The sequence below is a fragment of the Mycobacterium sp. NPDC050551 genome, assembly GCF_040674075.1.
Lineage (GTDB): Bacteria > Actinomycetota > Actinomycetes > Mycobacteriales > Mycobacteriaceae > Mycobacterium.
In genome coordinates this window covers 141663-159556 of record NZ_JBFARC010000005.1, presented here as the reverse complement: position 1 = coordinate 159556, position 17894 = coordinate 141663, and the positions used below count along the sequence as shown (strand labels likewise).

15 protein-coding genes and 1 tRNA gene are annotated in these 17894 nt (G+C 70.1%); 12 read left to right on the top strand and 4 right to left on the bottom strand.

What is annotated here, in order from left to right:
* The first annotated feature begins 130 nt into the window (after nt 1-130).
* Both AB0K11_RS20640 and AB0K11_RS20635 read left to right on the top strand, forming a co-directional pair.
* The gene (locus AB0K11_RS20640; RefSeq protein ID WP_364981024.1) at nt 131-1540 is read left to right on the top strand and encodes a nitrate/nitrite transporter; all 1410 of its coding nucleotides are present in this window, start codon (nt 131-133) and stop codon (nt 1538-1540) included.
* Nucleotides 1541-1649: 109 nt separating this feature from the next.
* A complete protein-coding gene (locus AB0K11_RS20635; protein WP_364981021.1) occupies nt 1650-5678 on the top strand; it encodes a bifunctional nitrate reductase/sulfite reductase flavoprotein subunit alpha in 4029 nt (1342 codons plus the stop codon).
* Between the two features lie 11 nt (nt 5679-5689).
* Here AB0K11_RS20635 and AB0K11_RS20630 read toward each other — a convergent pair.
* Nucleotides 5690-5778, bottom strand: a tRNA-Leu gene (locus AB0K11_RS20630).
* 70 nt (nt 5779-5848) lie between these two features.
* Here AB0K11_RS20630 and AB0K11_RS20625 point away from each other — a divergent pair.
* Together AB0K11_RS20625 and AB0K11_RS20620 are read left to right on the top strand one after the other, a co-directional pair.
* Nucleotides 5849-7192 carry a M20/M25/M40 family metallo-hydrolase gene (locus tag AB0K11_RS20625; protein WP_364981018.1) on the top strand — a complete coding sequence of 448 codons (1344 nt, stop codon included), beginning with the start codon at nt 5849-5851 and terminating at the stop codon, nt 7190-7192.
* A 38-nt stretch (nt 7193-7230) separates the two neighbouring features.
* Nucleotides 7231-7767, top strand: coding sequence for a YbhB/YbcL family Raf kinase inhibitor-like protein (locus AB0K11_RS20620; protein ID WP_364981015.1), 537 nt, complete (start codon nt 7231-7233; stop codon nt 7765-7767).
* Between the two features lie 2 nt (nt 7768-7769).
* Here the strand turns inward: AB0K11_RS20620 and AB0K11_RS20615 are convergent, their stop codons facing one another.
* Genes AB0K11_RS20615 through AB0K11_RS20605 form a run of 3 tightly spaced genes read right to left on the bottom strand, consistent with a single transcriptional unit; the run spans nt 7770 to nt 10076 of the window.
* Nucleotides 7770-8831 carry a quinone-dependent dihydroorotate dehydrogenase gene (locus AB0K11_RS20615; protein WP_364981839.1) on the bottom strand — a complete coding sequence of 354 codons (1062 nt, stop codon included), beginning with the start codon at nt 8829-8831 and terminating at the stop codon, nt 7770-7772.
* A 7-nt stretch (nt 8832-8838) separates the two neighbouring features.
* Entirely contained in the window at nt 8839-9075 is a 237-nt protein-coding gene (locus AB0K11_RS20610) for a DUF5703 family protein (RefSeq protein ID WP_364981836.1), read from the bottom strand.
* Nucleotides 9076-9080: 5 nt separating this feature from the next.
* Nucleotides 9081-10076, bottom strand: coding sequence for a hypothetical protein (locus tag AB0K11_RS20605; protein WP_364981012.1), 996 nt, complete (start codon nt 10074-10076; stop codon nt 9081-9083).
* 196 nt (nt 10077-10272) lie between these two features.
* On the opposite strand from AB0K11_RS20605, the gene AB0K11_RS20600 reads away from it, so the two are divergent.
* From AB0K11_RS20600 to AB0K11_RS20565, 8 genes are all read left to right on the top strand, one after another.
* Entirely contained in the window at nt 10273-10584 is a 312-nt protein-coding gene (locus AB0K11_RS20600) for a hypothetical protein (protein WP_364981009.1), read from the top strand.
* Nucleotides 10585-10623: 39 nt separating this feature from the next.
* Nucleotides 10624-11454, top strand: coding sequence for an undecaprenyl-diphosphate phosphatase (locus AB0K11_RS20595; protein ID WP_364981833.1), 831 nt, complete (start codon nt 10624-10626; stop codon nt 11452-11454).
* Nucleotides 11451-12161, top strand: a complete 711-nt coding sequence (locus tag AB0K11_RS20590; RefSeq protein WP_364981007.1) for a histidine phosphatase family protein — start codon at nt 11451-11453, stop codon at nt 12159-12161. Before AB0K11_RS20595 ends, AB0K11_RS20590 begins: the two co-directional genes overlap by 4 nt.
* Before the next feature lie 55 nt (nt 12162-12216).
* Entirely contained in the window at nt 12217-12804 is a 588-nt protein-coding gene (locus tag AB0K11_RS20585) for a DUF3090 domain-containing protein (RefSeq protein WP_364981004.1), read from the top strand.
* Complete coding sequence (locus tag AB0K11_RS20580) at nt 12788-13630, top strand: SCO1664 family protein (protein ID WP_364981001.1); 843 nt, start codon at nt 12788-12790, stop codon at nt 13628-13630. The genes AB0K11_RS20585 and AB0K11_RS20580 overlap by 17 nt, the downstream gene beginning before the upstream one ends.
* Nucleotides 13631-13860: 230 nt before the next feature.
* Nucleotides 13861-14622: a 3'(2'),5'-bisphosphate nucleotidase CysQ gene (locus AB0K11_RS20575; protein WP_364980998.1), complete on the top strand. Its 762-nt coding sequence runs from the start codon at nt 13861-13863 to the stop codon at nt 14620-14622.
* 99 nt (nt 14623-14721) lie between these two features.
* Complete coding sequence (mshC, locus tag AB0K11_RS20570; RefSeq protein WP_364980995.1) at nt 14722-15960, top strand: cysteine--1-D-myo-inosityl 2-amino-2-deoxy-alpha-D-glucopyranoside ligase; 1239 nt, start codon at nt 14722-14724, stop codon at nt 15958-15960.
* Nucleotides 15961-16055: 95 nt separating this feature from the next.
* Entirely contained in the window at nt 16056-17873 is a 1818-nt protein-coding gene (locus AB0K11_RS20565; protein WP_364980992.1) for a polysaccharide lyase, read from the top strand.
* Nucleotides 17874-17894: the final 21 nt, after the last annotated feature.

Genomic DNA, 17894 nt, shown 5'->3' with positions numbered 1-17894 from the left:
TGGTTTCGTCGTCGAGTCAGCCGTGGATCTCGTTGTGCACAGCCGCTGTCGCAGCAGGTGTGAGGCCGAGTTGACACAGCCGACACCGGAGGGCAACGGCCGCGGAACGGCCCGGCAGTACACAGATGGCATGAGCCGCGACATCGCACACTGGGACGCCGAGGACGTCGAGGCGTGGAACTCGGGCGGGCACAAGATCGCCAAGCGCAACCTCATCTGGTCGATCTTCGCCGAGCACGTCGGCTTCTCGATCTGGTCGATCTGGTCGGTGATGGTGCTGTTCATGCCGCAGGACGTCTACGGCATCGACCCGGCGGGCAAGTTCTACCTGGTGGCGATGCCGACCCTGGTCGGCGCCTTCATGCGCATCCCGTACACCATCGCGCCTGCCCGGTTCGGCGGCCGCAACTGGACGATCGTCAGCGCGCTGCTCCTGCTGATCCCGACGCTGCTCACCCTCTGGGCGATGAAGAATCCCGGCACCGGTTACACCACGTTCATGGTGGTGGCGGCGTTCGCCGGCTTCGGCGGCGGCAACTTCGCCTCGTCGATGACCAACATCAACGCCTTCTACCCGCAGCGGCTCAAGGGCTGGGCGCTGGGCCTCAACGCCGGTGGCGGCAACATCGGCGTGCCGGTCATCCAGCTGGTCGGGCTGCTCGTCATCGCCACCGTCGGCAACACCGCCCCTGAAATCGTCTGCGCCGCCTACCTCGTGCTGATCGCTGCGGCCGCGGTCGGCGCCGCGCTGTTCATGGACAACCTCGGCAACCAGCGGTCGAACCTGGGCGCGCTCGCCGAAGCGCTGCGCTACCAGCACTCCTGGGTGATGAGCTTCCTGTACATCGGCACGTTCGGCTCGTTCATCGGGTTCTCGTTCGCCTTCGGGCAGGTGCTGCAGATCAACTACCTCGCCGGCGGCGACACCGCGGCGCAGGCCTCGCTGCACGCCGCACAGATCTCGTTCCTCGGACCGCTTCTCGGCTCGATCTCGCGACCGTTCGGCGGCAAGCTCGCCGACCGGATCGGCGGCGGACGGATCACGCTGTACACGTTCGTCGCGATGACCTTCGCCGCAGGGATCCTGGTGACCACCGGCATGATCGACGACGGCACGGCCGGCGCGCCGACCGGCGGGCAGATGGCCTGCTACGTGGCCGGCTTCATCATGCTGTTCATCCTGTCCGGCATCGGCAACGGTTCGACGTACAAGATGATCCCGTCGATCTTCGAGGCGAAGGCCCAGGGCCACGACGAGTGGAGCCCGGCGGAGAAGGCGGCGTGGTCGCGCAGCATGTCCGGCGCACTGATCGGATTCGCCGGGGCGGTCGGGGCGCTCGGCGGGGTGTTCATCAACATCGTGCTGCGCGCCTCCTACGTCGGCGACGCGAAGTCGGCCACCAACGCGTTCTGGGTGTTCATGGGGTTCTACGTGGTCTGTGCGGTCGTCACCTGGGTCGTCTTCCTGCGCATGCGGACGGCCAAGGCGGGTGGCGGAGAACACATCGACCGTGTGCCCTCTCCGGCTTCAACGGCCTGAGCAGCGCTGATGCGGCTCACCGAGCGCGCATGGCGGCGGTGAGCACCAGTTTTCCTGCCGATAACGTCACCGGAAAGGAACCGGAACAGGACCCGCACACCATGGGGTCATGGCGGTGACCAGGACGGCGTGCTCGTACTGCGGCGTCGGCTGCGGCATCGAGGTGCAGACCGACGGTGACGCCGACCGCCCGGTGATCGCCCGGGTGTCTGGCGACAAGCTGCACCCGACCAACGCGGGCAGGCTGTGCACCAAGGGCGCCACCCACGCGGAGATGATGCGGGCCGACGAGGGGCGGCTGAAATCGGCGCTGCTGCGGCCCGGCCGTGACGACGAACCGGTGCCGGTGCCCGTCGACGATGCGATCGCCGAAGCCGGCCGGCGGCTGCGGGCCATCGTCGACAAGTACGGGCCGGATGCGGTCGCACTGTACGTCTCCGGGCAGATGTCGCTGGAATCTCAGTACCTGGCAACAAAACTCGCCAAGGGATTCCTGCGGACGAAGTACATGGAGTCGAATTCGCGGCTCTGCATGGCCAGCGCGGGCACCGGCTACAAGCAGTCCCTCGGCTCCGACGGCCCACCCGGGTCCTACACCGACTTCGACCTGACGAACCTGTTCTTCGTCATCGGCTCCAACATGGCCGACTGCCACCCGATCCTCTACCTGCGCATGGCCGAGCGGCTCAAGGCGGGCGCCAAGCTGATCGTCGTCGACCCGCGGCGCACCACCACCGCCGAGAAGGCCGACCTGTTCCTGCAGATCAAGCCCGGCACCGACCTCGCGCTGCTCAACGGCCTGCTGCATCTCCTGGTGGAGAGCGGCGACATCGACGAGCGGTTCATCGCCGAGCACACCGAGGGCTGGGAGCAGATGCGCCCGTTCCTGGCGGACTATCCGCCCGCGCGGGTGTCGGAGCTCACCGGGATCGGGGAGTCGGATCTCCGGCTGGCCGCGGCGATGATCGCCGAGGCCGGCGACTGGATGACGTGCTGGGCGGTCGGCATGAACCAGAGCACCCACGGCACCTGGAACACCAACGCGATCTGCAACCTGCACCTGGCGACCGGCGCGATCTGCCGCCCGGGCACCGGGCCGATGTCGCTGACCGGTCAGCCCAACGCCATGGGCGGACGCGAGATGGGCTACATGGGACCAGGTCTGCCCGGACAGCGTTCGGTGGTCTCCGCCGACGACCGGGCGTTCGTCGAACAGAAGTGGGGCCTGGCGCCGGACACCATCCGCAGCGAGTTCGGGCCGGGCGCGGTCGACATGTTCGAACGCCTCGCCGCGGGAGAGATCAAGGCGTGCTGGATCATCTGCACCAATCCGGTGGCCACCATGCCGAACCGCAAGACCACGATCGCGGGGCTGGAGGCCGCCGAACTGGTGATCACCCAGGACACCTACCGGGACAACGCGACGAACCGCTACGCCGACATCGTGCTGCCCGCCACGCTGTGGGCCGAATCGGACGCGGTGATGATCAACTCCGACCGCACCATGACGCTGTTGCGGCAGTCGATCCCGCCGGCCGGCCAGGCCCGGCCGGACTGGCAGCTGATCTGCGACATCGCCGCGCAGCTGGGCTTCGGTGAACACTTCGACTACCGCGACAGCGCCGAGATCATCGACGAGATCACCGGATTCACCAACCTGCGGACGGGTTACGACCTGCGCGGCGTCAGCTACGAGCGGCTCCGCCGGACGCCGCTGCAGTGGCCGGTGCCGCCGCAGGAGGCGCCCGGTGGCGACACCGACCGGCATCCCACCCGCTACCTCAACGACGGTGTCAGCCAGCATCTTTTCGTCGACGAGGACGGCGGCCGGCCCCGGCTGGCGTTCGCGACCCCGTCGCGACGGGCGGTGTTCTTCCCGCGCCCGCACGTCGACGCCGACGAACTGCCCGACACCGACTACCCGATCGTGCTGAACACCGGTCGGCTGCAGCACCAGTGGCACACCATGACCAAGACCGGCAAGGTGGACAAGCTCAACAAACTCAACAGCGGGCCGTTCGTCGAGATCCACCCCGTCGACGCGGTGGCCCTCGAGATCACCGACGGGACGTCGGTGGAGCTCGCCTCCCGGCGCGGCCGCGCCGTGCTGCCCGCGGTGGTGACCGACCGGGTGCGGCCCGGAAGCTGCTTCGTGCCGTTCCACTGGAACGACGAACACGGCGAGTACCTGACCATCAACGCCCTGACCAACGACGCCGTCGACCCGGAATCGCTGCAACCGGAGTTCAAGGTGTGCGCGATCAGCCTGCGCCCGGTGAGGCCGGTGGACACCCCGGCCGGCCATCCGCTCGTCGCCGAACTGGGCATCGGACGGATCCGCAAGCCGGTACTCACCGACGACGAGAAACTTTATCTCTCCGGGTTTCTCGGGGCAGTGGGCGATCAGCCGAGCGGAGTGCCGGTGCTGCCCGCGCACGCCCCGGTGCGCGCCGACGTGCGGCTGTGGATCGACGGTGTGCTCGCGGGGCGCTACTCCCGTGCCGGCGCCGCACTGGCCACGGCGGAGGACGCGCCCGCCGGGGGAGGGCCGCTGGTGCTCTGGGCGTCGCAGACCGGCAACGCCGAGGAGGTGGCGGGCCGGGTGGCGGCGAAACTCGCTGCCGCGCAACTGCGCAGCATGGACGACGTGGCCGTGACCGATCTCACGGCGGCCCGCGACGTGCTGGTGGTCACCAGCACCTTCGGCGACGGCGGCCCGCCGGACAACGGCGCGGACTTCTGGAGCCGCCTCGAGTCGGCCGAGGCCCCCGCCCTCGACGGTGTGCGCTTCGCCGTGCTGGGGATCGGCGACAGGTCCTACGACGACTTCTGCGGGCACGCCCGCTCGCTCGACGACCGGCTGGCCGCGCTCGGCGCCACCAGGCTGCGCAGTCGCGCGGAATGCGAAGCGTACGACGAGGAACCGATGCAGAGCTGGACCGACGACGTCGTCGCGCTGCTCGGCGAATCCACACCGACCGCCCCGCCGCGCGGCGGCACCACGACGATCACCCGGCCGGCCACCATCGCCGAACCGTTCACCCGCGCCAAGCCGGTGCTGGCACCGCTGAGCCGCAACGTGGTGCTCAGCAGCCCGTCCTCGACGAAAGAGGTGCGGCTCTTCGGATTCGACATCTCACAGTTCGGAGTCGGCTACGGCGTCGGCGATTCGCTGGGAGTGTTCGCCCGCAACGATCCCGCGGTGGTCGACGGGTGGCTGTCGGCGACCGGCCTGCGCGGGGAGCAGGTGGTCGAGGTGGACGGCTCTGATCAGCCCCTGCGTGACGCGCTGGCCACCTGTTACGACATCCGCAAGGTCACACCCAACCTGCTGCGGTTCGTCGCCGAGAACAGCCGCGACGCGCGGCCGCTGCGGGCGCCGAAGGACAAGCTCGACAAATGGCTGGCCACCAGGGACGGGCTGGACATCGTTCGCGAGTTCGCGGTGCACGCCGACCCGGCGCAGTGGCAGGAGGTGCTGGTCCGGCTGACGCCGCGCAACTACTCCATCTCGTCGAGCCCGCTGGTCAGCCCGAACGAGGTGCAGCTGACCGTGTCGGTGGTGCGCTATCACGGCACCGACGGCGGCCGCCGTGGCGGCGTGTGCTCGACCTTTCTCGCCGACCGCGCCGCGGACGCGCCGGTGCCGGTGTTCCTGCAGCGCTCACCGCACTTCCGACCGCCGGAGGGCGCCGACACCCCGATGATCATGGTCGGCCCGGGCACCGGCATCGCACCGTTCCGCGGGTTCCTGCAGGAGCGACGGGCACTCGGCCACACCGGCCGCAACTGGCTGTTCTTCGGTGACCAGCACCGCAGGGACAACTTCTACTATCGCGACGACCTCGAGCACATGGTCAGCGACGGCTTCCTGGAGATGGACCTGGCGTTCTCCCGCGACCAGAAGGAGCGGGTGTACGTGCAGCACCGGATGCTCGAGCGCGGCGCCGAGGTGTGGCGGCGGCTGCAGGACGGCGCGCACTTCTACGTCTGCGGTGACGCCACCCGGATGGCGCGCGACGTGGACAACGCGCTGACCGCGATCATCCGCAAGCACGGCGCGATGACCAACGAACAGGCCCACGACTACAAGCGTGAGCTGGTGGCGTCGAAACGCTACGTGCGCGACGTGTATTGAGCTCCGTCGCCTGGTGTCCGAGGGGGGACTTGAACCCCCACGCCCGTTAATAGGGCACTAGCACCTCAAGCTAGCGCGTCTGCCATTCCGCCACTCGGACCAGTGGGCGACTAAGGCTAACGGATTGGGCTACCGGGACCCAAACCCGGCCGTCCCCGCGGGTGGTACGAATGGTGACTGTGACTGCAGCCCCGGACGCATCCCACGAGGTCGTCGAACTCGTCAGCGCGTTGATCCGGTTCGACACCTCCAACACCGGCGACCCCGCCACCACCAAGGGCGAGGAGGAATGCGCCCGCTGGGTGGCGCAGAAGCTCGAAGAGGTCGGCTACGAGACCGAGTACGTCGAGGCGGGCGCACCCGGCCGGGGCAACGTGTTCGCCCGGCTGCCCGGCGCCGACCGGTCGCGGGGCGCGCTGATGATCCACGGCCACCTCGACGTGGTGCCCGCCGAACCCGCGGACTGGAGCGTGCACCCGTTCTCCGGGGCGATCGAGGACGGCTACGTGTGGGGCCGCGGCGCGGTCGACATGAAAGACATGTGCGGCATGATGATCGCCGTCGCCCGCCACTTCAAGCGCGCGGGCATCGTGCCGCCCCGGGATCTGGTGTTCGCCTTCGTCTCCGACGAGGAGCACGGCGGCACCTACGGCGCCCAGTGGCTCATCAAGCACCGGCCCGACCTGTTCGCCGGCGTCACCGAGGCCATCGGCGAGGTGGGCGGGTTCTCGCTCACCGTGCCGCGCCGCGACGGCGGTGAACGCAGGCTCTATCTCATCGAGACCGCGGAGAAGGGCCTGTCGTGGATGCGGCTGTCGGCACGCGCGCGGGCGGGCCACGGCTCGATGGTGCACGACGACAACGCGGTGACGCTGATCGCCGAGGCGGTGGCCCGGCTGGGCCGCCACCGGTTCCCGCTCGTGCTCACCGACACCGTCGAGCAGTTCCTCAGCGCGGTCGCCGAGGAAACCGGGTACACGTTCGACGTGGATTCGCCGGATCTCGAGGGTTCCATCGCCAAACTGGGCGGAATCGCCCGCATCGTCGGCGCGACGCTGCGCGACACCGCCAACCCGACGATGCTCAAGGCCGGCTACAAGGCGAACGTCATTCCGGCCACCGCCGAGGCGGTGGTGGACTGCCGCGTCCTGCCCGGTCGCAAGGAGGCGTTCGAGCGGGAGGTCGACGAGCTGATCGGCCCGCACGTCACCCGCAGCTGGGAGCGCGATCTCGACTCCTACGAGACGAGTTTCGACGGTGACCTGGTCGACGCGATGAACGCCGCGCTGCTGACCCTCGACCCGGACGCCCGCACGGTGCCGTACATGCTCTCCGGCGGTACCGACGCGAAAGCGTTCGCCAAGTTGGGGATTCGCTGCTTCGGCTTCGCGCCGTTGCGGCTGCCGCCGGATCTCGATTTCTCGGCGTTGTTCCACGGTGTCGACGAGCGGGTGCCCGTCGACGCGCTCGAATTCGGCGCCCGGGTGCTCGAACACTTCCTCGAGCACTGCTGAGCCGGGTCCTGTCCCGTATCCGTCAACGAAAGGACATCATGGCCTTCCCGTACGACCCCTACGAGTTCCTGCCGAAGCTGCCCACCTTCACGCTGACCTCGGAGTCGGTGACCGACGGCCAACCGCTGTCCAACGATCAGGTCAGCGGCATCATGGGCGCAGGCGGCTCGGACGTCTCACCGCAGCTGAGCTGGTCGGGCTTCCCGGAGGAGACCCGCAGCTTCGCCGTGACGGTCTACGACCCCGACGCGCCGACCGGTTCGGGGTTCTGGCACTGGGCCGTGTTCAACCTGCCCGCGACCGTCACCGACCTGCCCGAAGGCGTCGGCGACGGCAGCAGCAAGGGCTTTCCCGGTGACGCGGTGACGCTGGCCAACGACGCCGGCCTGCAGCGGTTCATCGGTGCGGCGCCGCCCCCGGGTCACGGCCCGCACCGGTACATCATCGCGGTGCACGCCGTGGACGTCGAGAAGCTCGAGGTGCCCGCCGAGGCCACTCCGGCCTACCTCGGCTTCAACCTGTTCTCGCACGCGATCGCCCGTGCCCTCATCACCGGGACGTACGAGCAGGAGTGAGCTCAGCCCGCGGCGGAGCCGACGGCGTCGGCCAGTGAGGCGAACCCGCCGTCGTGCAGGCGGCGGGCCAGGCCGTCGTGGATGTGCTTGGCCCACAGGCCGCCGCCGTAGATGAAGCCGGTGTAGCCCTGCAGAAGCGAGGCGCCGGCGGTGATGCGTTCCCATGCGTCGTCGGCCGTCTCGATGCCTCCGACGCTGACCAGCACCAGGCGGTCGCCGACGCGCCGGTACAGCCGGCGCAGCACCTCGGCCGAGCGCTGTGCGACCGGCGGCCCGGACACCCCGCCGGCGCCCAGCTCGGTCGCGCCGGGTGTGCGCAGCAGGTCCCGCGACACCGTCGTGTTGGTCGCGACGATGCCCGCGAGGCCGAGTTCCACTGCCAGATCGGCGATCTGGTCGATGTCGGCGTCTTCCAGGTCGGGTGCGATCTTGACCAGCACCGGCGCCGTCGTCTGCGCACGCACCGCGGCGAGAATGGGCCGCAGCGTGTCGACCGCCTGCAGGTCGCGCAGCCCGGGGGTGTTGGGCGAGCTGACGTTGACCACCACGAACGCGGCCACCGGCCCGACCTGCCTGGCGCTCTCGGTGTAGTCGGCGACGGCGTCCTCGACCGGGGTGGATTTCGTCTTGCCGATGTTGACGCCGACCGGGGCGGTGGGACGCACGCGAGCCAGTCGCCGTCCCAGTTCGGTGGCGCCGGAGTTGTTGAAGCCCATCCGGTTGAGCAGTGCGCGGTCCTCGGGCAACCGGAACAGCCGCGGCTGCGGGTTGCCCGGTTGCGGGTGTGCGGTCACGGTGCCCACCTCGGCGTAGCCGAAGCCCAGCGCGGGCCAGGTGCGAACACCGCGGCCGTCCTTGTCGAAGCCGGCGGCCAGGCCCAGCGGGCCGGGGAACCGCACCCCGAACACCGTGGTGGCCAGCACCGGGTCGCGCGGCGCGAGCCAGCGCGTCAGCGCGGCCCGCAGCGGGGCCACCGCGGTGACCGCGCGCAGCAGGGCGAACACCCACGTGTGCACGCGTTCGGCAGGGACCGAGAACAGCAGCCGGCGGACTGCGCGGTAGATCACCCGGTCACTGTCCCGGCTGATCGGTGATGCCCGCGGTCTTCTTGCGGCGCAGCAACACCCGGCGGCTGCCGTCGGTGTAGGCCCGCACCCGGGTCAGTTCCCAGCCGCGGTACTCGGCTTCGATGGACAGCCGGATCGACGCGGTCAGCCGGGTGACGTCGGGCGGCAGCCGCAGCGGAACCCACTCGTAGTCGTCGGAGAGGTCGCCCTCCCAGCCCTGCGGCATCCGGCCGCGCTGCATCGCGCTCACGGCTCGCCCGCCGCCGCGTTCGCGATCACCTGGACACCGTCTCCCGCACCGGACACCACGTACAGCGTGCCCGACGCGTCGTCGAAGGCCAGGGAGTCGGGTTGCCGCACGGTCCGATATCGCACCTTTTCCACCGGGATGCCAGTGGCCAGATCGTATCCAATCACCGTGTTGGTGGCAGTCTGCGACACCCAGGACAGCGTGGGCGAGGCGGCCAGCCCGTAGGGCGCCCCGCGCACCGGGTAGCGCTGGCGCAGGATCAGCGGGTCGGTGCCGAACACCAGCAACCCGTCGCCGCGGGTGTCGGCCACCAGCACCCGCCCCGCCGGGTCGACGGCCATCGTGGTGGCGCCCTCACCGGCGCGCAGGGCGTGCCGGGCATCGGTGCCGGACGCATCGACGGTGGTCACCGACGTCTGCCCGCGGTCCAGTACCACCATGGTGTCGCCCTGTGCCGCAAGGGCGTCGACGCGGGCGAAGATCTTCAGCTCGGCGGCCACCGCGGCGCGGTCGCCGTCGGCGGGCGCCAGTGTGAGGACCGCGCCGTCGGCCGTGCCGAGTGCCAGCCGGCCGTCGGCGCGGCGCGCGATCGCGGTGAAGTCGGCGTCCTGCTTGCCGTCGACGTCGACGCGGGTGGCCCGACCGCGGGCGACGTCGACGCGGAAGAAGCCGCCCCGCCCGGCGGCGTACACCTCGCCCCGGCCGTCGCCGATCACCGCGGTGGCCGCACCGTCGAGTGGCACGGTGCGGATGTCCGTCCCGGGGCCCATCACCGTCACCTGCGACCGGCCGTCCGCGCCGGCGCCCAGCACCACCAGCGATCCGGTGGCCCGGTCGAACACGGCGCCTCGGGTCTGCGCGGCGAGTGGCCGTACCAGCCCCGCGGGGGCGCCGCTGACCGGGGGAGACTCCGCGGCGGTGGCCGGGACGATGGTCGGCGGCGGGTCGTCGTCCGGGCCGGTCGCGCAGCCGGCCGAGGCGAGAATTGCCACCACCGCGACAGCGGCGAGAAAGCGCTGTGTCGCGGCGTTTAGGTGGTATGACAAGGGGTAGCTCTCGGTTCGTGCGGTCGATTCACGGGACGTTCGACGCGTCCGGCAAGTCTAGGCATGACCGTGGTGGACGGGACGGGCAGCGATTCGCAGCTGCCGCTGTCGCCGACGGCAATACCGGAGGTATGGTGCGAATATGACGCTCGCCACACGTCGGAGTCAGAGCGAAGACGACTTTGCTATCGAAGACATATCCACTGGTGTGCACGCTAGCGGGTTTGGCCAGGTCGGCGACGGGCGGAGTTTTTCGTTCCACGTCGAGCGCCAGCAGCTCGTCGTCGAGGTGTATCGCCCGCGGCTGCGCCACCCCGTGCCACAGGCCGAGGACGTGGTGGCCGTCGCCACCCGGGGCCTGACCGACATCGACCTGTCCGACGAACGCAGCGTGGCCGCGGCCGTGCGCGACGCGGTCGCCGACGCGCACCCGGTGCCGCGCCCCGCTCGCTGACCCGCCGCCCACGGTACGGTCGTCGGCGTGACCGAGGCCATGTCGTGGATGCAGGTGGTGGTCCTGGCGGTCCTGCAGGGCCTCACCGAGTTCCTGCCGGTGTCCTCCTCCGGCCACCTCGCCATCGCCTCGAGGGTGTTCTTCTCCGGTGATGCCGGCGCCTCGTTCACGGCCGTCACACAGCTGGGCACCGAATTCGCCGTGCTGCTGTACTTCGCCCGCGACATCGGCCGCATCGTCACCGCCTGGTTCCGCGGCCTGTTCGCTCCCGAACACCGCACCGCCGACTACCGGCTCGGGTGGTTCGTGATCATCGGCACCATCCCGATCGGGCTGATCGGCCTGCTGCTCAAGGACGAGATCCGTACGGCGGCGCGGAATCTGTGGGCGATCGCGATCGCGCTGATTGTGTTCTCGGCGGTCATCGCGGCGGCCGAGTACGTCGGGCGCCAGGGCCGCCGGGTCGAGCATCTGACGTGGCGCGACGGCGTGATCGTCGGCCTGGCACAGTGTCTGGCGCTGCTGCCGGGGGTGTCCCGGTCGGGCGCCACCATCAGCGCGGGGTTGTTCCTGGGCATGAACCGCGAACTCGCCGCCCGGTTCGGCTTCCTGCTGGCGATACCGGCCGTGTTCGCCTCCGGGCTGTTCTCGCTGCCCGACGCGTTCGACCCGGTCGGGGAGGGGATGAGCGCGACCGGAGCGCAGCTGCTCGTCGCGACGATCATCGCGTTCGTCGTCGGCTTCGCCGCTGTCGCGTGGTTCCTGCGCTTCCTGGTCCGGCACAGCATGTACTGGTTCGTCGGCTACCGGGTGCTGCTCGGCACGGTCGTGCTGGTGCTGCTGGGCACCGGGGTGGTGGCGGCGTCGTGACCGTGATCCTGCTGCGGCACGGCCGCTCGACGTCGAACACCGCGCACACGCTGGCGGGCCGCAGCGAGGGCGTCGACCTCGACGAGAAGGGCCGGGAACAGGCCGACGGGGTGGTGGAGCGCATCGGCGCGCTGCCGGTGCGGGCGATCGTGCGGTCGCCGCTGCTGCGGTGCCGTCGCACCGTCGAACCGCTCGCCGCCGCACTGCAGCTGGAGCCGGTCGTCGACGAGCGGCTCGCGGAGGTCGACTACGGCGCCTGGACCGGCCGCAAGATCGGCGATCTGGTCAAGGAGCCGCTGTGGGCAGTGGTGCAGCAACAGCCGAGCGCCGCGGTGTTCCCCGACGGCGAGGGACTGGCTCACGTGCAGGCGCGGGCCGTGGCGGCGGTGCGCGAACACGACCGGGCGCTGGCCGAGCAGCACGACGGCGACGTGCTCTGGGTGGCCTGCACGCACGGGGATGTGATCAAGGCGGTGCTGGCCGACGCGCTCGGCGTGCACCTCGACGGCTTCCAGCGCATCACCGCCGACCCCGCTTCGATGAGTGTGATCCGGTACACATCACTGCGGCCATTCGTTCTGCACGTGAACCACACCGGGCCGAGCCTGACATCGGGACTGGTGGCCGCCCCCGCCAAGACCGACGGCGATGCATCGGAGCAGCCGGTCCCCACCGACGACGCGGTGGTCGGCGGTTCCGTCGACTGACCGGCGCCGTCGTGATTACGGTCGCGACGGCCCTACCGGTATTTTGGAAGGTGCCATGGCCCGCGCAATTCACGTCTTCCGTATGCCCGACCGTTTCGTGGCCGGGACCGTCGGGCAACCCGGCAACCGCACCTTCTATCTGCAGGCCGTGCACGAGAAGCGGGTGGTGTCGGTGATCTTGGAGAAGCAGCAGGTGGCGGTGCTGGCCGAGCGCATCTCTGCGCTGCTGCTCGAGATCAACCGCAGGTTCGGCACCCCGATCCCGCCCGAGACCGGGGAGATCGACGACCTGAGCCCACTGCAGACACCCGTGGACCCCGAATTCCGGGTCGGCACGATGGGTCTGGGCTGGGATTCCGAGGCACAGACGATCGTGGTGGAACTGCTTGCGGTCTCCGAAACCGAATTCGACGCCTCGGTGGTGCTCGACGACGCCGAGGAAGGCCCCGACGCCGTGCGGGTGTTCCTGACGCCCGAGTCGGCGCGCCAGTTCGCGAACCGCTCGAACCGGGTCATCTCGGCCGGGCGGCCGCCCTGCCCGCTCTGCGACGAGCCGCTCGACCCCGAAGGCCACATCTGCGTCCGCACCAACGGCTACCGGCGCGGTGCGCTCACCGAACCCGACGATGACGCCGACACCTGAGTCTGCCGCCGGCGGCGTCGAGGAGGTGCTGCGGTGCGGCGAACTGACCGTCCTCGGGCGGATCCGCTCGGCGAGCAATGCCACCTTCCTGTGCGAGGCACATCTGGGCGAGCGGCAGGCGCACTGCGTCTACAAGCCGATCGCCGGGGAGGCGCCACTGTGGGACTTCCCCGACGGCACGCTGGCCGGCCGCGAGGTGGGCGCCTACCTGGTGTCTCACGCACTGGGGTGGGACATCGTGCCGCACACCATCATTCGTGACGGACCCGCCGGCGGCGGGATGATCCAGCTGTGGGTGGACCAGCCCGGCGACGACATCGACGAGGACGCCGACGATGCGTCCGCGTCGGGACCCGATCTGGTCGACCTGCTGCCCGCGGGCCGGGTGCCGCCGGGCTACCTGCCGATCCTGCAGGCCTACGACTACGCCGGCGACGAGGTCACCCTCGTGCACGCCGACGACCCGCGGCTGTACCGGATGGCGGTGTTCGACGTGCTGGTCAACAACGCCGACCGCAAGGGCGGGCACATCCTCACGGGCGTCGACGGCCGCGTCTACGGCGTCGACCACGGCGTCACCCTGCACGTCGAGGACAAGCTGCGCACGGTGCTGTGGGGCTGGTCGGGCAAGCCGGTCGACGATCCGACGCTCGAGGCGGTGCTCGGGCTCGACGAGGCGTTGCGCGGTGACCTGGCCGAGCAGCTGCGCGAACACATCACCCGTGCCGAGATCGCCGCCCTGCGTGCGCGAGTCGTCGCCCTACTGGGTGATCCGGTGATGCCGACGCCCGACCGGCACCGACCGATCCCGTGGCCTGCGTTCTAGTCGCAGTTGGAACAGACGCGGGTCAGCGACAACTGCATGCCGCAGGTGCAGAACTCGCCTTCACGCCTCGTGTCGCGCGGTTTCACGGCTTTCGCCGCCGGGGTCCGGGTCTTCGCCGGTGCCTTCACGAGGGAGTCGGAGGGCTCATCTGCTGTGGTCATCACCACTGACGGTAGTCCTCCGGGAGGTCCCGTGGTGTCCGCGGACCAGGCGTTGGCGATACTGACCGGATGAGCCTGACCGATGCGGCGCTGGCCGCGGCGGTCGCGGCCGAAGCCGGCGAACTGCTGCTCGGGGTCCGCGACGAGGTCGGCTTCTACGATCCCTACTACCTCGGCGACGTCGGCGACATGCGCGCGAACGCGCTGATCCTCGACCGGCTGCGCCGGCACCGCCCCGACGACGCGGTGCTGTCCGAGGAGGCGGTCGACGACCTGTCCCGGGTGCAGGCCGACCGGGTGTGGATCGTCGATCCGGTGGACGGCACCCACGAGTTCTCGCTGCCCGGCCACGACGACTGGGCGGTGCACATCGCGCTGTGGCAGCGCGGCGCCGGGGGCCCCGACGGCGGCCTGACCGACGCCGTGGTGGCGCTGCCCGCCACCGGCGAGGTGTTCCGCAGCGACACCGTCACCCCGCCGCCACCGCGGCGGGAGGGCCCCATCCGCATCGCCGCCAGTGCCAGCAGGCCGCCGGCAGTGCTGTGGCGGTTGCGCGAGCATCTCGACATCCAGCCGGTGCGGATCGGATCGGCCGGCGCCAAGGCGATGGCGGTGGTGCGCGGCGACGTCGACGCCTACATCCACGCCGGCGGGCAGTGGGAGTGGGACTCCGCGGCTCCCGCCGGGGTCGTCACGGCCGCAGGCCTGCACGCGTCGCGGCTGGACGGCTCGCCGATGCTCTACAACCGCCCCGACCCGTATCTGCCGGACTTCGTGATGTGCCGCAGTGAGCTGGCCGACGTGCTGCTGGACATCATCCGCCGGCGCTGACGGGCGACGTGGGAATCAAATCGCGTCCGCCGTTGTCGCTGTCGGGGAGTCACGCACCAGCGGGAGGCCGTCCTGACCGAACACCTTAGAGTCGAAGCCATGCAATCGTGGCCGGCTCCGACCGTTCCGGAACTGCCGGGCCGTGGGCCGCAACTGCGCCTCTACGACAGCGCCGCCCGCCAGGTGCGCCCCGTGTCGCCCGGTGAGACCGCCACCATGTACGTGTGCGGGATCACCCCGTACGACGCCACCCACCTGGGCCACGCCGCGACGTATCTGGCGTTCGACCTGGTGCACCGGCTGTGGCTGGACGCCGGGCACCGGGTGCACTACGTGCAGAACATCACCGACGTCGACGACCCGCTGTTCGAGCGCGCCGCCCGCGACGGGATCGACTGGCGTGAGCTCGGCGACCGCGAGACCGAACTCTTCCGCCAGGACATGGCGGCGCTGCGGGTGCTGCCGCCGCACGACTACGTCGCCGCCACCGAGGCCATCGCCGAGGTCGTCGAGCTGGTGGAGAAGATGCTGGCCTCCGGCGCCGCGTACGTCGTCGAGGATGCGCAGTACCCGGATGTCTACTTCCGCGCGGACGCCACCGTGCAGTTCGGCTACGAGTCGGGCTACGACCGCGACACCATGCTGCGGCTGTTCGGCGAGCGCGGGGGCGACCCGGACCGCCCGGGCAAGGGCGACGAACTCGACGCGCTGCTGTGGCGTGCGGAGCGGCCGGGGGAGCCGAGCTGGCCGTCGCCGTTCGGCCCGGGGCGGCCGGGTTGGCACGTGGAATGCGCGGCGATCGCGCTCGACCGCATCGGCACCGGGCTGGACATCCAGGGCGGCGGCAGCGACCTGATCTTCCCGCACCACGAGTTCTCGGCCGCGCACGCCGAGTCCGTCACCGGTGAGCGGCGGTTCGCGCGCCACTACGTGCACGCCGGGATGATCGGCTGGGACGGCCACAAGATGTCGAAGAGCCGCGGCAACCTGGTGTTGGTGTCGCGACTGCGCGCCGATGGCGTCGATCCGGCGGCGATCCGGCTCGGCCTGCTCGCCGGGCACTACCGCGCGGACCGGTCGTGGAGTGCCGCCGTGCTCGACGAGGCGCACACCCGGCTGCAGCACTGGCGCACTGCGACCGCGCTGCTCGCCGGCCCCGCCGCCGGCGACGTGCTGGCCCGGGTCAGGCAGTATCTCGCCGACGATCTGGACACGCCGAAAGCCCTTGCCGCACTTGACGGCTGGTGTACCGACGCGCTGGAGTACGGCGGGCACGACAACGAAGCGCCCCGGCTGGTGCGCGACGCCGTCGACGCCCTGCTCGGTGTGCCCCTCTGACGTAGCCCGCGGGTGGCCAATGGGCGTGGTCGGACACCGCCGCGCACATTGCTCGTCGTACCCCGCCAAGCGGTTTCGCCACTCGACGGCAACGGATGCGGTCAGAGAGCACTTTGCCAGCGCGCAATGGCATTGTTGCTGCTTCAAGCAAATCGTTAATGACGGCATCGAAGATTATTTGCCACACCTACGCCAGCGGTAGGTTATTGAGGTCGGTGGGTTTGCCAATCACCTCGCTGAGTGATCGGGAGTGGACGATGAATCGTCGAGATATCCGGAGCTGTGTGGTCAGATCGGCGATCGCGGCCGCGTCGATCACCGTGGTCGCAGCGACCGCCGCCGTCGTCGTCCCGAAACCCGACGCCGCCCCGTCCACGACGCACGAGGCGGTCCGCAGCGCAGCGCAGCCCAGCTCGCCGCCGAGCATCGTCACGACGCTGCTCGGGCTGCAGCAGTTGGGCGTCACGTCGGTGCGGGTCCGGGTGCCGGACCCCGCGGCCGACGCGCGGACAGCGCAGCCTGCCCTGGTGATCGCCGATGGCATCACTCCGACAGCCACCACCCGCACGGCGGCCACCACCAGCGCTACCTCGACCACCACCCGCGCGGCGGCCACCACCAGCAGTACCGCCACCACCCAGAGCGCTACCGCCACCTACCTCCAGCAGCTGTCGGCGTACATGCAGAAGCTGGCGGCCGCTCTGACCCAGCCGCCGATCGTGCCGCCCACGGCGAAGCGTCTCTTCACCGGCGACTACAACACGGGGAACTTCACGCAATGGGCCATGTTGCAGGCCAAGGGAATCAACGCGCCCGCTCCGGCGAACTACTGCACCTACAGCGCATGTGTGCGTAACGGAGGGCTGGGTCACGAGACGGCGGCGCGGTTCGAGGTCCGCGACGGCGACGTCCCGCCGTTCGGTGGCGGCGAACGCGCAGAGGTCACTCCGGGCGCCTGGTACGCCCCCTCCGCGGGCGCCTTCGTCAAAGAAGGCGACGAACGCTGGTATTCGTTCTCGATGAAGTTCGAGGAGGGATTCCAGAACCCGCGCCACGGCCCGGAAAGCTGGTTCATGGTGTCCCAGTGGTTCCCCCAGCAGGGGGGTGCCCCCGCGCTGACCCTCCAGGTGACCCAGGACAACTATCTCGAACTGGGTGGCGCGGGTGCGGCGGTCCCTTACCGCCGAAAGATCTCGCCGGTGAAGCCGGGGGAGTGGGTGGACTACGTCGTCCACGTCAAATTCTCCGAGGACCCGAACGTCGGCTACGCGGAGGTCTACGAGAACGGCAAACTGGTTGTCGAGAAACACTATCGGCCCACACTCGTCGCCGGAGGCGGAGGAGCGTACTACAAGCAGGGCGTGTACCGGGACGCCGAATCCACAGGTACACAGGTGGTGTGGCACGACGGCCTCGTCATCTACGAGGGAGTGACGCCTCCGCCGACGATCGCACTCAGCCAGCCGGTCACGTCGGTCGCGCGGACGCAGTCATTCACCGCCGACAGTGTCGTGAGTGGCGGGGACGCCAACCTGCGTAGCGGACCGATCTCGGACGAACTCGGCACCGATGACAGCACGGAGTCGCTCGATGCGACGACGACGTCGGTTGATGCCACGACGTCCGTCGACTCCACGACGTCGGTTGCAGCCACATCCTCTGTGTCCTCGACGTCACTCGATGCCGGAAACGCGCGCCGCGAGGCCCGGGAGGAACGTCGCGAGGCCCGGGAGGAACGCCGCGAGGCCCGGGAGGAACGGCGGGAGGCTCGTGCCGCCGAGCGTGAGCAACGTGCCGCCGAGCGCGAGGCGGCCGAGGTTGAGGCCGAGGCCGAGGATGAGGCGGCCGACGCCGAGAGCGAAGCGGCCGACGCCGATCCGGAGAACGGCTCGGAGCCCGGCTCAACGCCGTAGGGGGCGAGGCCCGGGTGGAGG